This is a genomic window from Paenibacillus motobuensis (assembly GCF_039521865.1).
Lineage (GTDB): Bacteria > Bacillota > Bacilli > Paenibacillales > Paenibacillaceae > Fontibacillus > Fontibacillus motobuensis.
In genome coordinates, this window is the sequence record NZ_BAAACX010000009.1 from 385,125 (window position 1) to 401,862 (window position 16,738).

14 protein-coding genes and 1 pseudogene are annotated in these 16,738 nt (G+C 49.4%); 2 read left to right on the plus strand and 13 right to left on the minus strand.

All coding sequences use genetic code 11. The features are described 5' to 3' along the window. Positions 1-112 precede the first annotated feature (112 nt). Entirely contained in the window at positions 113-820 is a 708-nt protein-coding gene (locus tag ABD014_RS12425; RefSeq protein WP_379340559.1) for an ankyrin repeat domain-containing protein, read from the minus strand. A gap of 320 nt (positions 821-1,140) precedes the next feature. Between ABD014_RS12425 and cdaS the strand changes: the two are divergent. Further along, positions 1,141-1,757, plus strand: a pseudogene (gene cdaS / locus ABD014_RS12430) (sporulation-specific diadenylate cyclase CdaS). A 125-nt stretch (positions 1,758-1,882) separates the two neighbouring features. Here the strand turns inward: cdaS and ABD014_RS12440 are convergent. Beyond that, complete coding sequence (locus ABD014_RS12440) at positions 1,883-2,170, minus strand: hypothetical protein (RefSeq protein ID WP_343861431.1); 288 nt, start codon at positions 2,168-2,170, stop codon at positions 1,883-1,885. Positions 2,171-2,562: 392 nt separating this feature from the next. Between ABD014_RS12440 and ABD014_RS12445 the strand changes: the two genes are divergently transcribed. Then, complete coding sequence (locus tag ABD014_RS12445; protein WP_343861433.1) at positions 2,563-3,321, plus strand: class I SAM-dependent methyltransferase; 759 nt, start codon at positions 2,563-2,565, stop codon at positions 3,319-3,321. Between the two features lie 39 nt (positions 3,322-3,360). Here ABD014_RS12445 and ABD014_RS12450 read toward each other — a convergent pair whose 3' ends face one another. From ABD014_RS12450 to ABD014_RS12500, 11 genes are all read right to left on the minus strand, one after another. After that, complete coding sequence (locus ABD014_RS12450; protein ID WP_343861435.1) at positions 3,361-3,777, minus strand: VOC family protein; 417 nt, start codon at positions 3,775-3,777, stop codon at positions 3,361-3,363. A gap of 63 nt (positions 3,778-3,840) precedes the next feature. Continuing rightward, positions 3,841-4,362 carry a GNAT family N-acetyltransferase gene (locus ABD014_RS12455; RefSeq protein ID WP_343861437.1) on the minus strand — a complete coding sequence of 174 codons (522 nt, stop codon included), beginning with the start codon at positions 4,360-4,362 and terminating at the stop codon, positions 3,841-3,843. Further along, positions 4,359-4,679, minus strand: coding sequence for a YobA family protein (locus ABD014_RS12460; RefSeq protein WP_343861439.1), 321 nt, complete (start codon positions 4,677-4,679; stop codon positions 4,359-4,361). Before ABD014_RS12460 ends, ABD014_RS12455 begins: the two co-directional genes overlap by 4 nt. Positions 4,680-4,689: 10 nt before the next feature. Then, positions 4,690-5,139, minus strand: a complete 450-nt coding sequence (locus tag ABD014_RS12465; RefSeq protein ID WP_343861441.1) for a GNAT family N-acetyltransferase — start codon at positions 5,137-5,139, stop codon at positions 4,690-4,692. A 368-nt stretch (positions 5,140-5,507) separates the two neighbouring features. Next, on the minus strand, positions 5,508-6,065 hold the full coding sequence (locus ABD014_RS12470; protein ID WP_343861443.1) for a class I SAM-dependent methyltransferase: 558 nt from the start codon (positions 6,063-6,065) through the stop codon (positions 5,508-5,510). Positions 6,066-6,279: 214 nt separating this feature from the next. Continuing rightward, positions 6,280-6,699, minus strand: a complete 420-nt coding sequence (locus tag ABD014_RS12475; RefSeq protein WP_343861446.1) for a PaaI family thioesterase — start codon at positions 6,697-6,699, stop codon at positions 6,280-6,282. Between the two features lie 83 nt (positions 6,700-6,782). Then, positions 6,783-8,468 carry a long-chain-fatty-acid--CoA ligase gene (locus tag ABD014_RS12480; protein ID WP_343861448.1) on the minus strand — a complete coding sequence of 562 codons (1,686 nt, stop codon included), beginning with the start codon at positions 8,466-8,468 and terminating at the stop codon, positions 6,783-6,785. Between the two features lie 27 nt (positions 8,469-8,495). Continuing rightward, positions 8,496-10,280 carry an acyl-CoA dehydrogenase family protein gene (locus tag ABD014_RS12485; protein WP_343861450.1) on the minus strand — a complete coding sequence of 595 codons (1,785 nt, stop codon included), beginning with the start codon at positions 10,278-10,280 and terminating at the stop codon, positions 8,496-8,498. A gap of 455 nt (positions 10,281-10,735) precedes the next feature. After that, positions 10,736-11,917, minus strand: a complete 1,182-nt coding sequence (locus tag ABD014_RS12490; protein WP_343861453.1) for an acetyl-CoA C-acyltransferase — start codon at positions 11,915-11,917, stop codon at positions 10,736-10,738. A 17-nt stretch (positions 11,918-11,934) separates the two neighbouring features. After that, positions 11,935-14,334, minus strand: coding sequence for a 3-hydroxyacyl-CoA dehydrogenase/enoyl-CoA hydratase family protein (locus ABD014_RS12495; RefSeq protein ID WP_343861455.1), 2,400 nt, complete (start codon positions 14,332-14,334; stop codon positions 11,935-11,937). An 86-nt stretch (positions 14,335-14,420) separates the two neighbouring features. After that, positions 14,421-16,691, minus strand: coding sequence for a (Fe-S)-binding protein (locus ABD014_RS12500; protein ID WP_343862105.1), 2,271 nt, complete (start codon positions 16,689-16,691; stop codon positions 14,421-14,423). Between the last annotated feature and the right edge of the window lie 47 nt (positions 16,692-16,738).

Here is a 16,738-nt window from a genome sequence, read left to right on the forward strand (position 1 = left end):
GACACTACTGTATAGTTTCAAGTATTAGAAATGTTCTTCCATTACAAAAAAACGCTCTCCGATCCACCACGGAACTCGGAGAGCATTTTGTCCATTCTGAAGCCTTCTTAAATTAAGAAGCACCAGCGTTTGTTAAAGCAGTAACCATCTCACGGTATCCACGGTTCTTGGCATGCTGCAGAGGTGTCACTCCTTTGTTATCGGCCAGATTCACATCGGCTCCACCCGCAATCAGTAGATCCACGATCTGTTGATGATCTTTGCCGCCGTCGCCAAGAATGATAGCCTCCAAAAGAGCGGTCCAGCCAAGATTGTTGACGTGATTCACATCAACATCCGAATTTGCAAGCAGTTCACGAACGATCTCGACATGCCCGCGATCAGCAGCCGGAATGAGTGCCGTCCCTCCAAACCGATTCGTAATCGTCGTATCAGCTCCTGCAGCGATGGCCGCTTTCAGGAAATCCATCTTCCCTTCCGCTCCCGAGTAGAGCAACGGATTGTCCAGCCGATCATCCCGGATATTCATATTCGCTCCATGCTCAACGAGAAGTTCAAACATTTCAAATTGATCGGTGTGCACCGCAATCATAGCCGACGTCCGGCCTTCCCGATCTGCAGCATCAATATCGGCTCCCTCAGCAAGCTGTTTTTTTACCGCTTCCTGATCACCTTCTGTCACAGCTTGTAATAAATCACGGTTCAACTTGTTCATTTCTTGGTTCTCCCCTTGAGTTGCCTGTTGCTCCCCAGTAGATAACAAGGAGTTCATATTCGCCTCGCAACCTGTCAGCATAAGCATTAGGGTGACAAGGCTCATTCCATACAGAATTGCGGACTTTCCTCCTCGCAGCTTCATGAGTATCACCTGCAATCTTGTTATTTAAGATCCGCCTTGGTCGACATCTATTCACCTCTTCCCAAATCGCATCCGTATCCATATGCTAACATGAAGATATCCATACGGATAATATAATAAAAATTAAATTTAGTTAGCTTTTTCATATAGGGGATACTTTGAGTCACATGAACTATAATGCGAATGCTTGAAAGGAATTGCCGGGCGAGGTGGATATACGTTCTGCTTTTGGGCAAAGTAACAACGAATTGCGTATGATTCCCAGAATCGAGGTTTTTGATATGCCTGACAACAATTGCAATGCCTACCCACTTAAGGAGCATTTAGGGAAGCGTCTTGAAGAGATATCTTCATTAGCCCAACAAAATATAGAGCTACTGGAGGATGAGAATGTATGTCTCATCACGGAGTTTGAAAATATGAGAAGTGTCATGACGGATATTGTGACGACTGCGGCGTCCTTTTACTTAAACTGCTACCTATCCCCCTATACAGCGAAATATAGAGAATTAACGATATGTATGCGGAATTTATCCGAACGGAAGCATGGCGCACTCATTGTCGTGGAACGGAAGGACTCGCTGGACCCGCTGATTTCGTCTAACATCCCCATTGGCGGAACGTTAACCCATGCTTTGCTGAGTCCATCTTCTATCCTGGTAATCCTCTTCATGACGGCGCTGTACTGATTCGCTCCGATACCGTTGTTTCAGCGGCTAACGTTCTTCCCTTATCGAGTATTCATGTCACAGACAAGAAACTGGGAACAAGGCATCGCGCAGCGATCGGCCTGACCGAACGCTGTGATGCCCTGGTCCTCGTCGTATCCGAAGAGACCGGACAGGCTTCATTCGCAATAAGCGGTGTACTGCACCCGGTCAATGTATCGCCTTTCTGATCTTGAACGTCAAATCCCCTCAGACGCTGCTCGATTTGCAGCATTTGAGGGGATTTTAGATAATACAATATGCATTTATTATAAAGATTTAAATAGCGCCAAATAACAAGATCCGTTGTTGATGCTTACTTTTTCTTACGGAATAAGGAGATCCCGCCAAAGCCGCTGATTACAGCCAAGTAGTACCCCAGGTCATACCACCATCCCGAATTGTTGATTTCATATATTCTGATGTCATGGTTAAACAGGCCGATAACTAGAGAGATCGGAGCGACCCAGCCATGCCAAATTCCCCAGAAGAAGCCAGCCTGATTTTGTGCGGTATACGTTCCATCGCCAGGTACGCATCCTGATAGAAGTACCATTAGAGCAAGCAACATGGCAACGAGTAAGAAGTACTTTTTTGATTTCATCTTCATCATCCTCCAGAACATTTTCTTTCAAAGACAATTTCAAAGTCTGTTTAGTACCATTTAACCGTTTCTCAAGCAGCTTCATTTCCTCATTACACTTCTCTAGTTATGACCTTCAATATGATCCCAAGAATTAATGAGACCATAGAGATCATAAAACATATTACCGTATAAATAGATCCTCTTAAATCAATGGTAAAATTGTATTTTAAATTGCCTGGCAACCTCTTCTATGGTAACATTTGGGGTAACTTTAATGAAAGTAGGCGATTTAAATGACAGTCAGCTCTTTCCAACTCACCACTAAATTAGAGGTACGGAAGGCTTAATATCGGTTAACCCCATATTACAAATCCTATCTTCCGTATCCATAAAACGGAGGAGAAAAAGAAATGTTCAGTTATTACAGTAACCTTTGTACGGAAGTTTATGATCTTACCAAGCCTGTCGGGCAATCCATCGGTGGCGATATCGAGTACTATCTAGATAGACTCAAATCCTGTAAAGGTCGAATTCTGGAAGCAGCCGTAGGCTCCGGTCGTATGCTCATTCCGCTTTTACAGGCTGGACTGCTGGTCGATGGAATCGATTATTCTCCTGAAATGCTGGCATCTTGCCGTAAGCGTTGTGAAGGGAGAGGCTTGAATCCGTTATTATATGAAGGAAAACTGCAAAGTTTCTCACTGCCTCATAAGTATGAAGCGATCATTATTCCCACGGGGTCCTTTTGTCTGGTTGAAGATCGCCAAGACTCGCTAAATGCTCTGCAATGCTTCTACGATCATCTTATTCCTGGGGGACGAATTATCATCGACTTGATCCTGCCTGAGACGATTGAAGCAGGGAAGATTAGTACCTCCACCTATGCCCTCCCGTCCGGTGATGCGATTACCTTGGAGGACAAGCTGGTTGAAGTTAATTTGCTCCACAATTTCACGGTCTCCTACCTAAAGTATGAGAAGTGGCGCGAAGGGAAGCTTATTCAATCCGAGCTGCAGCGTTTGGCGCTGCACTGGTACGGAATTGAAGAATTCAAACTTGTGTTAGAACAAATCGGCTTCACAGACATTGTATGCTCGGCCGATTATATGTACAACCAAGACCCAACGCATAGCAATCAGACATTTACGTTTGAAGCTGTCCGACAATAAAGCGACATAAGTCCTGGATGGATTGTCCAGGACTTTTTCTTACGCTTCCCACTCCGGATTCCATACAACTTCCCATAGATGCCCGTCTGGATCTTGAAAATAACCTGAATAACCACCCCAGAAAGTATCGTGGGCCGAAACCGTTATCGTAGCTCCCGCTTTCTGAGCTTGCTCCATGATCAAATCCACTTCTTCTCGCGAACCTACATTATGTCCGAGTGTGAATTCAGTTGGACTAGGCTTGGCTGTACTCAGCTTCGTGTCGTATGCAATGTCTGTACGTTTCCAAATAGCGAGCCTTAATCCAGCTTGCAAATCAAAGAATGCAACAGCACCATGCTCGAATTCAGTTCCTATAATGCCATCCGTCGGCAAACCAAGTCCATCGCGATAAAATTGCAGTGCTCTTTCCAGATCATCTACACCTATTGTGATTACAGTAATCCTCGGCTTCATATATAACCTCCTGATTTTGCAAGGAATGTGCCATAACTTAGAACACACTTATATGCCTATATGTCACTTTTGCAGATCTTTAACTAGGTAGATTAATAGTTCATCATCTACGACGATAGACTTGCCTGGTACAACAGGCACATTCTCATATGTTATACCATTGCCGTCCGCAATATAACCACGGGACATATACATTCTCTGCGCGTTTCCGTAGTCCTTATATAATCCAACGCCTAACCCGATGTACCGTGAGGTATCGCTGGCGATTCGCTCGAATTCGTCGAATAATCGACTGGCGATACCCATTCTCCTATACTCTGGAAAGACGTTCAGATCGTTGATCTCAGGAATTTGATGATCTCGAAAATAGGGATACTTCGATTCATATAGCAAATGGCAGCACCCAGCCAAATACTCATTATAATAGGCTATTAATGTGATCCGTTGGCCCTCCCGGTTCTCCTCAAGACAATTGAAGTAATACTCTCCTTCAGTGTACCAAGGATAGCGTTCAGCAAATGCTGCATTTAATATTTGAGCTTCTTCTGTAGTCGATAGTTTTGTGATGCGAATTGTGTCGTTCATTTTTTTCCCTCATTTATAATTCTGATATCTTTTGCTTCTGCCTGCGCAGGGTAAGACTCGTCGATCCCACCTCTAATTTGATACTGAACCTTCTGACCTGGCCTCAAGCCTTTTTTCTTTGTACTGAGCCAAACGGCGCCACCGCTATATTCATTCATAATATCCTTCCAGCTCTTCCCGGGGAAATCCTTCTCGACCACTAAAATGCGTTGATCAGCTACTTCCAGAATATATCCTTCCCCCTCAAATTGAGAAGCGCCTTGATTACAGCCGACCAGTACCATGAAGACCATGGCCAATACAACAATTTTCTTCATCGCTCTCCTCTTAGACCTCCTTATACATATATACCATCGTCAGGTCCTCATTCACCTCTTCTTCCTTATATATCCGATACCCTAATTTGCGATAAAGGGCCAGGTTTCTTGTGCTTTTATGCCCGGTGAATAGCTCTATTTTCTTTACATGACCATGCGCTTCCTCTATTGCTTTCATTAATCTTTGGCCGATTCCTTGATTCTGATACTGAGGCTTAACGATAAGCTTCCCTATCAAGCAAACTTCAGCTTGGATTTTCGCCCGTACAGAACCGATAATTTCCCCGTGAACAACCGCCTTTAAAATAATCCCTTCTTTAAACTCTTCTTCTAACTCGCCTATAGTCTGCTTAAGCGGAGGAATCATCTCCCCATAAATCTCAGCCTCACTCTGATAGGCTTCATACTGGAGTTTCAGGATGCTAGGCAAATCTGAACTTTCTGCTTTTGCAATATCCAAATTAAGCCCTCCTCTTCCTTCGTGCATGGATTGCATCAGGAAACGTTATTTGTGAAAAAAGAAAGCACTAAGCCTCTATTTTGAGTCAATAGCGATACCCTGTTTCGTTAGAATTTTTAGCAGCCTAATTTAGCGCAAATAACGATACAACGTTTCGTTAGAATGATGATTGCTACCTCAAGTCCTTATTATGCCGCCACAATCGTAAACTCCCAATGGATGTTTTCTTTCTGCCAGCGACGGTGCTCCTCGAATCTCTGCAATTGGAAACCTGCGGACAGCATGGAATTGATAATTTCACTCAACGTATATAATCGGATGGAGACATCAGGGAACTCCGACTGCTCCTCTTCAGCAAAAAAGTCCTTTTAAGCTACACTCCCGCTTCTTAGTTCCCTATCAAAATAGTCAACGTCACCTTGGCTAATAATGCATTTTCTTAAAGGATGGAAGTCACTAAGAATCAAAGTTCCTTCATGCTTCAATAATCCAAACAGAATAGACATAAATCTATCGATATCACTAAAATAGTGCAGTATCCCGCCTTCCAAATAAAGCATGTCAAAATATCCTTCGTATTTCTGCAGGTCAATCTCATAGATATCCGTAACGATATATTCGATTGTTGTATTCGCACTCTCGGCCAATTCCAAAGCGTACCTTCTATTCTCCTCGGAGATGTCGAACACAGTCACTTCTGCCCCTAATAAAGCGATGGGTACAGCCTTTCTTCCATTAGATCCACAAAGATTGGCAACTCTTTTCCCCGCAACATTTTCAAAGTAGGTACTGTGCTTTTTTAAACATGCGATAGGGTTTGCTACAATTTGGCTTGCTTTCTCTTGCGGGGTACCGTCCCTTTTGTGCCAAAATTCATATGCCCGATGCTCCCAAGCCTTCTTATTCTGTAGACTCTGTTCCTGCATTTTACTTCTCCCCTCTCCGCTCTGGATATGATACTTCTTCTTTATAATTCAATTCCACAAGTCTATCAATCAAAGCAATTACTACCAGTTTAATCAACATGTTTGCTGTTAACAAGCAAAATGAAAGAGCAGCGCTGGAGTCGATCTCTCGCACTGCTCCTTACTTGCTCGTAAGTCTAATTGCTATCCAACATTAAATCACCCGACGCCTTCCCTACTGGCTTACCCGGAACGTTCCTGTACCGAACGCGCACAGATCGCCGTTATCCATTCTGGCGAAGGCATGAGCTGTGATCATTGTACGACTGGAATGGATTAGCTCGGCGGTAACGATCATCTTGCCGGTGCTTGATTTAGCCACATAATTCATATTCAAATTCGTGGTCACGACATTACAATTCGGCCTGTTCACCATCGCAAGGAGCCCCATCGCCGAATCTAGCAGTGTAGCATGAACCCCGCCGTGTACGATCCCGATCATATTATGATGATGTGGCTGAATTTCCAGAGTAACGACAACCTGACGCTCATTGACCGTCTCCACCTGGGAGCCGAGATAATCCCAGAAAGTTCCCTTCGCAAGGCGCGCCAATTCCTGCATATGGGCATCCTTATGACGATCTTCCGCTTCCACTTCTACTCCTCCTTTCTTTATAGATGTTGAACCCGGCTGCCTTCATCCGTAGGTCATTAGTTCAACATATATAGAACTGCACATTATTTCTGATCGTTGTTCAATTTGGATTGTTCCTCTTCGATCAGCCTGCGGCGCAACACCTTGCCCGCCATTGTCTTTGGCAGACTATCCCGGAATTCATAGACCTTCGGGACTTTATATGCAGCCAGCCTTTCTTTACAGAACTTCTTCAACTCCGCTTCATCCAGCCGGGCACCACTCTTCGGCACGATATAAGCCTTCACAGTTTCTCCGCGGTAAGGATCATAAATTCCGGCCACAATCGCTTCCTCTACACCAGGATATTCGAACAAGATCTCCTCAACCTCGCGGGGGTATATGTTGTACCCGCCTGCGATAATAATGTCTTTGCGACGGTCCAAAATGTAGAAGAAACCATCCTCATCCATTTTGCCGAGATCACCGGTAAGCAACCATCCATCACGCAGACACTTGTAAGTCTCTTCCGGCTTGTTCCAATACCCTTTCATCACTTGCGGCCCTTTGACCGCTAGTTCCCCAATCTCACCAAGAGGGACTTCCTCCAACGTATCTGGCTTCACGATCATTGCCTCTGTATCCGGAAAAGGGATACCGATGGAGCCCGTCTTCCGCTTCTCCCAAATGTTGTTCGCATGCGTCACCGGCGATGCCTCTGTCAGGCCGTATCCTTCAATCAGCTTCCCGCCGGACAACTGCTCAAATCGGGTCTGCACTTCCTGAGGCAGCGAGGCCGCGCCGCTAATACAGACCTGAATCGAGGACAAATCGTACCTGCGGACATCCGGATGATTGATGATCGCTACATACATGGTTGGCGCACCGGGGAATACGGTAGGCCGCTTGCGGTCAATCGCCTTCAACACCTGCTCGATCTCAAACCGCGGCATCAGAGTTAATGTACATCCAAGGGAGACAGCCTGGTTCAGCAGCACCGTCATCCCAAACACGTGGAAAAAAGGAAGCGCTGCCAAATAGGTCTCTTTACCGGCCCGAGAGCGATAGAACCACAGCTGCGTCTGAATCGTATTGGCGACCAGATTGCGATGCGTCAACATAACCCCTTTGGCGAAGCCTGTCGTTCCCCCGGTGTACTGAATAAGCGCCAGTTCATTCTCGGTATCAATCGGAGCTAAATACGGAACAGGCTGCGAATTTTTAAGCAGCTCCTTAAATGATACAATCTGCTCGTTATAGTTGACCTTTACCGCGGTGCCATCTTTTCTGGCCTTTAACGGATACAGCATGTTTTTGGGAAAAGACAGCTCATCCTGCACTCTGGCGACGAGAATATAATCAAGCGGGTGCTGCTCCATCGCCTTGCTCACCCGCTCCACAAGAATGTCGAGCGTAACGATAACCTTTGCTCCGGAGTCGTTAAGCTGATACTCCAACTCACGCGGCATATACAGCGGATTGGTCATCACGACCACTCCGCCGATTAATAGCACGCCATAATAGGCGATAACGGCCTGTGGACAGTTCGGCAGCATAATCGCCACACGATCTCCCTGCTGCACGCCAAGATTGCGAAGTGCGTTCGCGAAGCGATAGGTTTTATCCAGCAAAGCCCGATAGGATGTCGTCGCCCCCATGAAATCAAGCGCAATCTGCTCGGGATATTGCTGCGCTGAATCCAGTAGAAATTGTGCCAAATGCTGCTGCGGATAATCATAGGTCGGTGGTACTTCTGCGGGATAATGTTGCAGCCAAGGTTTTGCATTCATCCCTTCCACCTCCGTTTCAAATGGTCATTATGAGACGTAGCTTTCCGACTGAATCACCTGGGCCGCAATCTCCCGCTTTAATGTCACCAGATTGAGCGGAGTTCGTTTGGACCACTTCTTCAAGACGGAGAGCTGTGTCCGCAGCATATCGCCAGAAGCGATCGCACTCAGCACTTCTTTGGCCCAGTTCTCTATACGCCCGAATTCGTCCTGAATGTAAGCCGTTGTCAGTAAAATCGCCAGCTTCGCCTTCTCTGCAGAGGTCTGGTTGATCCGTTTCTGCGTCCGCAGCAATGCGCTCTCCATCGCAAATATCGAGATCATAATGTCGGCAAGGTAGCTGAGTACCTCCTGCTCCTGCTCAAGCTTGGCTTGATAGGTCTGCACCGCACCTGCGCCTACGAGCAGAAATATCTTCTTAGCCATCTTCAGCAAATGGGCTTCCTGCTCGAGAACACTATCTCCCTCCGGAGGACTTACCCGCTCCATCATCTCGGCCTGCAGCTCCATCGCTTTTTGCAGCAACGGCAATTCTCCCTTAAGCGCCCGCTTCATCAGAGTACCGGGGATCAGCAGCCGGTTAATCTCATTCGTTCCCTCAAAAATACGGTTAATCCGCGAATCACGGTAAATCCGTTCAATCCGGTACTCCTTTGTATATCCGTAACCACCATGAATCTGTACCCCTTCATCGGCCACAAAATCCAGCGTCTCTGAGCCAAACACCTTATTGATCGAGCATTCCAGTTGATACTCAGCGATCGCCTTGGCGGAACGGTAGCCGACATCTGCTGCGCTAAGATCAACTTCCGCTAACCCGGTATCAAATAGTCCTGCCGTCCGGTAAACCATACTCTCCAGCACATATGTGCGGATGTTCATGTCGGCTAGCTTCTGGCCAATCAGCGGGAAGGAGGAGATTTTCTGGCCGAATTGGGTCCGCTCGTTCGCATAATGAGCCGCAAGCTCAAGCGCGTCCTTGGCCGCTCCGACACAGCCTGCGGCCAATTTGAATCGGCCGATGTTCAGAATATTAAAAGCGATCAGATGCCCTTTGCCAACTTCCCAGAGCAGGTTCTCTGCCGGAACCTTGACATCCTCAAGGATAAGCGGACAGGTGGACGATGCCTTGATGCCCATCTTCTTCTCCTCTGGACCGATGCTGACGCCCTCCATTGTACGTTCCACGATAAAGGTGCTGAACTGTGTGCCATCTACCTTGGCATAGACGATGAATATGTCTGCAAATCCAGCATTTGTAATAAACTGCTTGGTGCCATTGAGTACATAATGGCTTCCATCCTCAGATAATTGGGCTGTTGCCTTGGCGCCCAGCGCATCCGAGCCGGACGAAGGCTCTGTCAAGCAATAAGCGGCGATCTTCTCCCCGCTAGCCAGACCCGGCAAGTACTTCTGCTTCTGTTCCTCCGTTCCGAAGTAGACGATCGGCAGCGTCCCGATCCCAACATGCGCTCCGAACGACAGAGCGAAGGAGGATGCCTTGGTCAGCTTCTCATTGATCAGCGTGGTGCTAACCTTATCCAGTCCCATTCCGCCGTATGCCTCCGGTACATCCGCTCCTAACAAGCCTAATTCGCCGGCTTCTCGGAGCAATTTTACCGTCAGATCATAATCCAGATTCTCCAGTTGCTCGTCATGCGGGGCAATTTCCCCTTGCACAAATTGCTTCGTCATGTTGGCGATCATCCGCTGCTCTTCCGTGAAATCCTCGGGCGTAACCATATTCTGAAAATCCCCGTCTTCGATCACGAAGCTTCCACCACGCACTTTCTTCATCGCTTGCTGATTCATCCGATCCTCTCCTTTGAATTGATCCATTTGAATCCCGTTGCTCTAACGAAACTACAGATCGCTATTACCGCGAAAACAGCTGATTTTCAGATCTAACGAAACTACATATCGTTATTTGAGCTAAATTCAGGCTTAAAGCTTCCATTAGGGCCAAATAACGATACCCTGTTTCGTTAGAATTTCTAGAGGCCTGTTTTTGGCCAAATAGCGGTACCACGTTTCGTTAGAATTTCTGGCGGCCACCTTTGTTCCGATAGCTACTAATTCCGTTAGTAGGCGGTTTCTAATGCGTACCGAAGCTACCTTTGCTCGAATAGCTGCACCGGTCCGTTGGCTCCTACGTCATGATTTGTGTGCTACCTAAGTTACATCAAAGGGTTGTTTCAGAGCCCCAGGGAACGAACAAGCTTTCCCTCAGCACCGTTCCAATGTCTCTCTGTCCTGCCCCGGCAACTCTACCCATGCACCTCAAACACTCCGGCCGCGCCCATGCCGCCGCCGATGCACATCGAGACGACGCCATAGCCGCCGCCGCGCCTGCGCAGCTCGGAGATCAGCGAGGCACTTAGCTTCGCTCCCGTACAGCCGAGCGGATGGCCGAGCGCAATCGCGCCCCCGTTCACATTCACTTTCTCCTCATCCAGCTCGAGCTCGCGAATAATATGAAGGCATTGCGAAGCAAAGGCTTCATTGATTTCGTACAAGGCTACATCCTCGGCCGTAATTCCGGCCATTGCCAGCGCCTTGGGAATCGCTTTGACCGGTCCAACGCCCATCAACTCCGGTTCAACGCCGGATACCGCGAAGGAACGGAATGTCGCCAGAGGTTCGAGCTGCAGTTGCTCAGCCTTTTCTCTGCTCATAACGACCAGCGCGGCAGCGCCGTCACTCATTTGCGATGCATTTCCAGCGGTTACCGTACCCCCGGCCTTGAAGCTAGGCGCCAGCTTGGAGAGCGCACCAAGCGTCGTATCTTCGCGCACGCCTTCATCCGTATCAAAGATCTTGACCCTCGATCTCACCTTTCCTGAATCTTCGACATCCCTGAACTCCGTCTGGATTGGAACGATTTCCTCAGCATACTTTCCAGCGGCAATCGCCGCCGCAGCCCGCTGATGCGAGCGCAGGGCAAAGGCATCCTGATCCTCGCGGCTGATCCCGAACTTCTCCGCCACTCGCTCCGCCGTATGCCCCATTCCGATGTATACCTCTGGATACTGCTCCACGATCCGCGGGTTCGGCGACACCTTAAAGCCGGTCATTGGCACATGGCTCATGCTTTCTACCCCTCCAGCGATAATAACGTCCGCATGCCCCAGCATGATCCGTTCCGCAGCAAAAGCGATCGACTGCAGCCCCGAAGAACAAAAACGATTCACTGTAAGCGCCGGAACTGTCACTGGGAACCCCGCATACAGCGCCATAATACGGGCAAAATTCAGTCCTTGTTCCCCTTCCGGCATCGCACAGCCGATGATAATATCTTCGACATCTTCTTTCTGCAGGCCCTTGGCCCGCTCTACAGCCGCTTCAAGCACGGCCTTGCCTAACTCGTCGGCACGGGTTTGAACGAGGCCGCCTTTTTTCGCCTTGCCAACCGCTGTCCGCGCCAACGATACAATGACTGCTTCCCTCATTATCTCTTCCCTCCCAGCTAATTCCGCAGCGGCTTGCCCGTCGTCAGCATATGCTTCATGCGCTGCCTTGTCTTTACCTCACCGCACAGGCTCAAGAATGCTTCTCGCTCCAGATCAAGCATATACCGTTCACTGACCAGGGTGCCCGCGGGCACATCTCCACCAGAGAGCACATGCGCCAGCTTCTTCGCGATCAGAAGATCATGATCGCTGATATACCCGCTCTCCCTCATGCCGATGGCTCCAAGCTGCAGTACGGCTTTGCCTTCGGCGCCAACAACACGCAGCTTGCTCTCCTGAATCGGCTCATAACCGGAGCCGGCCAGGCGCAGCACCGCCTGCTTCGCTTCATAAATCGCATAGTCCGGGTTAATCACCACCCGGTCGCTCGCTCTCAGATAGCCGAGACGCTTCGCATCATGTCCGCTGGTTGACACCTTCGCCATGCCGATAATCTCGAACAGTCGATTGATATACGGCTGCAGATCCGCCTCTGGCAAATGAGCCTGCAGACTCGCCCGCAGCGTCAGCTCCTTGCAGCCGCCACCGGCTGGAATCAGGCCAACGCCTGCCTCGACCAGGCCATAGTATGTCTCCGCCGCGGCGATCACCTGGTCTGCAGGCAGGCATACCTCAACTCCTCCGCCAAGGGTCATCCGGTGCGGCGCGGCGACGACTGGCTTCTCAAAATATTTCAATTGATACATCGTGTTCTGGAACAACGCTATAATGTCATCGACCTCATCCCATTCCTCATCCTCCGCTTCCATCAGCAGAAGCATCAGATTGGCGCCGACGCAGAAGTTGCGCCCTTGATTGGCAATGACCAGTCCGGCATAACCACGCTTTCGGATCTCTTCCTGGCTCTGCGTGATCATGCTGAGAATATCCTCGCCGATCGCATTGTTCGGGGAATGGAACTCCAGACAGGCCACACCGTCGCCCAGATCAAGCAAGCTCGCGCCAGTGTTGCTTCGAAGCACCCGCTTCTGCTCCTTCAAATCGCGCAGCGAGATGATCTCCGGCGGTTGCTCAACAGCTTTGAACTTACCGCTCAGCACATGGAACAACTGGCCTTCCTCTCTTTTATAGAACGATGTGTTGCCTGCTGCGATCCATTCGCTGACCCACGCTGGAATCTGAAGACCCTCGGCTTCCATTCTTCTCACGGACGGAACCAAGCCAATGGCGTCCCATGTCTCGAACGGCCCCATCTCCCAATTGAAGCCCCATTTCATCGCTTCGTCGATCTCGCGGATGTTGTCCGCGATCTCACCGAGCTTGGCTGCGGAATAGAGCAGTACAGGCTTCAACACATTCCAGGCCAGATCGGAATAACGATCTCCTCCGCTGAGCAGCGCTTTTAACTTCGCTTTGGCACCTTTGGCAGCCTTTGCTGCTTGCAGCGATCCGGAGGAGGGTTTCGCTTGCGGCTCATATGTGAGGCTCTTCAAGTTCAGAGCAAGTATCTGGCTCTTGCCCTGTTCTTTGAGCTTGCGATAGAAGCCCTGGCCCGATTTCTCGCCGAGCCAGCCCTGCCCCACCATCTCCTGTAGCGGCTCTGGCACGGTGAACACTTCGATCTCTGCTTCATCCTGCACATTCTCCCGCACATTGTCCGCCACATGGAGGAAGGTATCGAGGCCGACCAGATCGAGTGTACGGAAGGTCGCACTCTTCGGCCGTCCCATGGCCGGACCCGTTACAGCATCGACCTCCTCAACGGTGTATCCTCGCTGCAGCATCTCCCGCAGTGTAACAAGCAATCCGTACGTACCAATGCGATTAGCAATAAAATTAGGCGTATCTTTAGCAATCACCACCGTCTTGCCCAGAGCACGCTCCGCAACTTCGCGCAGGCGGTCAACATGTGCGGGCTCTGTATGCTGTCCGGGAATAATCTCTAGCAGCTTCATATAACGCGGAGGGTTAAAAAAATGCGTTCCCATGAAATGCTGACGGAACTCCAAGGATCTGCTCTCGCTCATTGCCTCAATCGAAATCCCTGATGTATTGGTGCTAACCAGAACGCCTGGCTTCCAATGCTGCTCAATCTTGGCCAGAAGCTCTCGCTTTACCGCCAGATTTTCCACTACTACCTCGATGACCCAATCCGCATCTTGAATCCAATGCAGGTGGTCTTCCAGATTGCCCGGACGGATGCGGGCCGCGAATGCTTCATCATATAGCGGTGCTGGCTTTCTTTTGACCAGACCGGCTATAGCTGCTGCAGCGAAGCGGTTCCTCACCACCGGGTCCGTGAGTGAATATCCCTTGGCCTTCTCCGCTTCCGTCATTTCCGCAGGAACGATATCGAGCAGCGAACAGGCAATCCCTGCATTGGCAAGCTGCGCCGCAATCCCGGAACCCATAATACCCGAACCGATAACTACGGCTTTGGAAATCGATCTATTCATCTACACCTACCTCCAACCCATGAAATTCACTTTTAATGCGTTTCAACTATCTTTTATATCCGCTAGCGCAAGGTAAGTCTGATCCGTTAGGCCAAGGCCTCGCCAAATACCGACAGCTCCACAATCTCCGCGATATCCTTCGTCCTCACGTCAAGCTCCTTCATTTTGACTCCGTCCTCCAGCATCGTGAGACAATACGGGCATCCACTGCCGATCATCGTTGGAGATACCTCAAGGGCCTGCTCCGTCCGAGCTAAATTAATTTGCTTGCCGCCCGTCTCCTCCATCCACATCAGACCGCCGCCGGCTCCGCAGCACATCGCATTCTCACGCGAGCGCTTCATCTCCGTCAGCTCTATCCCAGGAACTCGGCGAAGGATTTCCCTGGGCGCATCATAAATACCGTTATAACGTCCCAAGTAACAGGAATCGTGGTAAGTTATTCTTTCCCGCACCTCATGGTGAAGAGACAGCTTCCCTTCTTTAATGAGTCGTTCCAGCAATTGGGTATGGTGAATGACCTCAACGTCCTCAAGTCCGAATTCGGGATATTCATTTTTAAAAGTGTTAAAAGCATGTGGATCCGCCGTCACAATCTTACGTACCCTATACTGCTGGAACAACGCGATGTTCTCCTGGCACAGCTGCTGGAACAGGAACTCATTGCCCATTCGCCTTGGCGTATCGCCGGAATTCTTCTCTTCGTTGCCGAGAACAGCGAAGTTGATGCCTGCCTCCAGCATGAGTCGAGCGAAGGAACGGGAAATTTTACGGCTGCGTAGATCGTAAGATCCCATTGAGCCGACAAAGAACAAATATTCAAATTGTGGATTGTCACGTACCGTTGGTACAGAAAGCCCCTCCAGCTCAAAAGTCCAATTGAACCGTTCATTCCGGCTAATTCCCCACGGGTTGCCCTGGCGCTCGATATTTTGCAGCGCACGCTGGCCTTCCTGCGGAATACTGCCCTGCATCAGTACAAGGTGACGGCGCAGATCGATAATCTTATCGACATGCTCATTGCCGACCGGACATTGATCCTCACAATTCCGGCAGGTTGTGCAGGACCAGATTTCCTCCTCTGTCATCACATCCCCGATCAGCTCCAGCTCAGCGGCGCTTGCTAAACCAGCAGCCCCCGAATCGCTCCGATCCTGGACTCCCCAGACTGCAGACTGCCAATCCAATGTTGGGCGAATATCCGTAATCGGTAGCGGAGGTTGCAAAACGGCTAACTTATTTACCGCTTCTTCACTTCCCGCCGATACCTCATGCAGCATGGCTCCGGACTCGCCGCTCTCCGGCGGCAGACTTGAATCCATCCAGGCTACTGCTGAATTTTTCAGCTCACTTAACTGATGTGTAGCTGTTCGTGAGGATGCGAAGGCATAGGACGGCTGCCATGGCGATTTACCGGTCTGCTCGGTACCGACATCAGTCAGATAATCACGCAGCTTCGTTATCAGGTGCATGGGTGACAGCGGTTTGCCCGTATTAGAGGCTGGGCATACATTCGTGCAGCGCCCGCATTCTACACAGGCGTAGAAGTCGAGCATCTGCTTGCGCGTAAAGTCCGTGATTGCTCCGGCCCCAAAGCTCTCCGCTTCCTCGTCCTCCAGATCGATGCTGGTCAGGCGACCAGGCGGTTCCGTACGGCGCAGCCAAATATTAATCGGTGCTGTAATGAGATGAAAGTGCTTCGATTGCGGAATATACACTAGAAAAATTAACAAGATGAGAAGATGCAGCCACCAGAAGAGATAGAAGAACACTTCAGCAGCAGAGGTGGATAAAGATTGGAGTGCTAGAGATATAAGTGAGGATACTGGTGCATAGAGAGATGGGTCTAATTGGAACCAAATACGCTCCAGGCTTAATGAGAGTAGAACCGTCAACATAATGGATGATATCAAGATGAGAACAAGGCTTGGTTTCCAGCCTTTCTTCAAGCGCGGCAATCGCTCACCATATCTGCGGTAAGCCGCATAACCGATGGCGATCAGAATAAGCAGAACCGTCACTTCCTGGCTGAGCCCGAATAGTTGGTAACCAGGTAGCGGCAGATGGCCCCCTCTGGTCAATCCTTTGACAATCAAATCGATAGCACCAAACTGCAAAATAATGAATCCGTAGAAAATCACGATATGCATGATCCCGCTGCGCCAGTCCTTTAGCAGTTTCCGCTGTCCGAATACCTGGCTCAGAAATTCGCTCCAGTTGTTCCAGGAGAGCCTGCTTCTTGCTCGAAACTCTACAGGACGCCCTAGGCTCAAGTACAGATAACGATGGTATACCGCCTTATAAAATAAATAAATGGCATAGCCCGTTACCAGCAGGAACATAATCCATTGCAGCATTTGCCACACGTTTACTTCACCCGCCCCTCCTTTTAGAAGTTTGAAGT

Coding starts and splice junctions, on each gene's coding strand:
- ABD014_RS12440 (WP_343861431.1), bottom strand. CDS start 2,170: ATGAAATCAAAAAAGTACTTCTTACTCGTTGCCATGTTGCTTGCTCTA.
- ABD014_RS12460 (WP_343861439.1), bottom strand. CDS start 4,679: ATGAAGAAAATTGTTGTATTGGCCATGGTCTTCATGGTACTGGTCGGC.
- ABD014_RS12455 (WP_343861437.1), bottom strand. CDS start 4,362: ATGAACGACACAATTCGCATCACAAAACTATCGACTACAGAAGAAGCT.
- ABD014_RS12445 (WP_343861433.1), top strand. CDS start 2,563: ATGTTCAGTTATTACAGTAACCTTTGTACGGAAGTTTATGATCTTACC.
- ABD014_RS12500 (WP_343862105.1), bottom strand. CDS start 16,691: ATGCTGCAATGGATTATGTTCCTGCTGGTAACGGGCTATGCCATTTAT.
- ABD014_RS12495 (WP_343861455.1), bottom strand. CDS start 14,334: ATGAATAGATCGATTTCCAAAGCCGTAGTTATCGGTTCGGGTATTATG.
- ABD014_RS12480 (WP_343861448.1), bottom strand. CDS start 8,468: ATGAATGCAAAACCTTGGCTGCAACATTATCCCGCAGAAGTACCACCG.
- ABD014_RS12485 (WP_343861450.1), bottom strand. CDS start 10,280: ATGAATCAGCAAGCGATGAAGAAAGTGCGTGGTGGAAGCTTCGTGATC.
- ABD014_RS12450 (WP_343861435.1), bottom strand. CDS start 3,777: ATGAAGCCGAGGATTACTGTAATCACAATAGGTGTAGATGATCTGGAA.
- ABD014_RS12490 (WP_343861453.1), bottom strand. CDS start 11,917: ATGAGGGAAGCAGTCATTGTATCGTTGGCGCGGACAGCGGTTGGCAAG.
- ABD014_RS12425 (WP_379340559.1), bottom strand. CDS start 820: ATGAGCCTTGTCACCCTAATGCTTATGCTGACAGGTTGCGAGGCGAAT.
- ABD014_RS12470 (WP_343861443.1), bottom strand. CDS start 6,065: ATGCAGGAACAGAGTCTACAGAATAAGAAGGCTTGGGAGCATCGGGCA.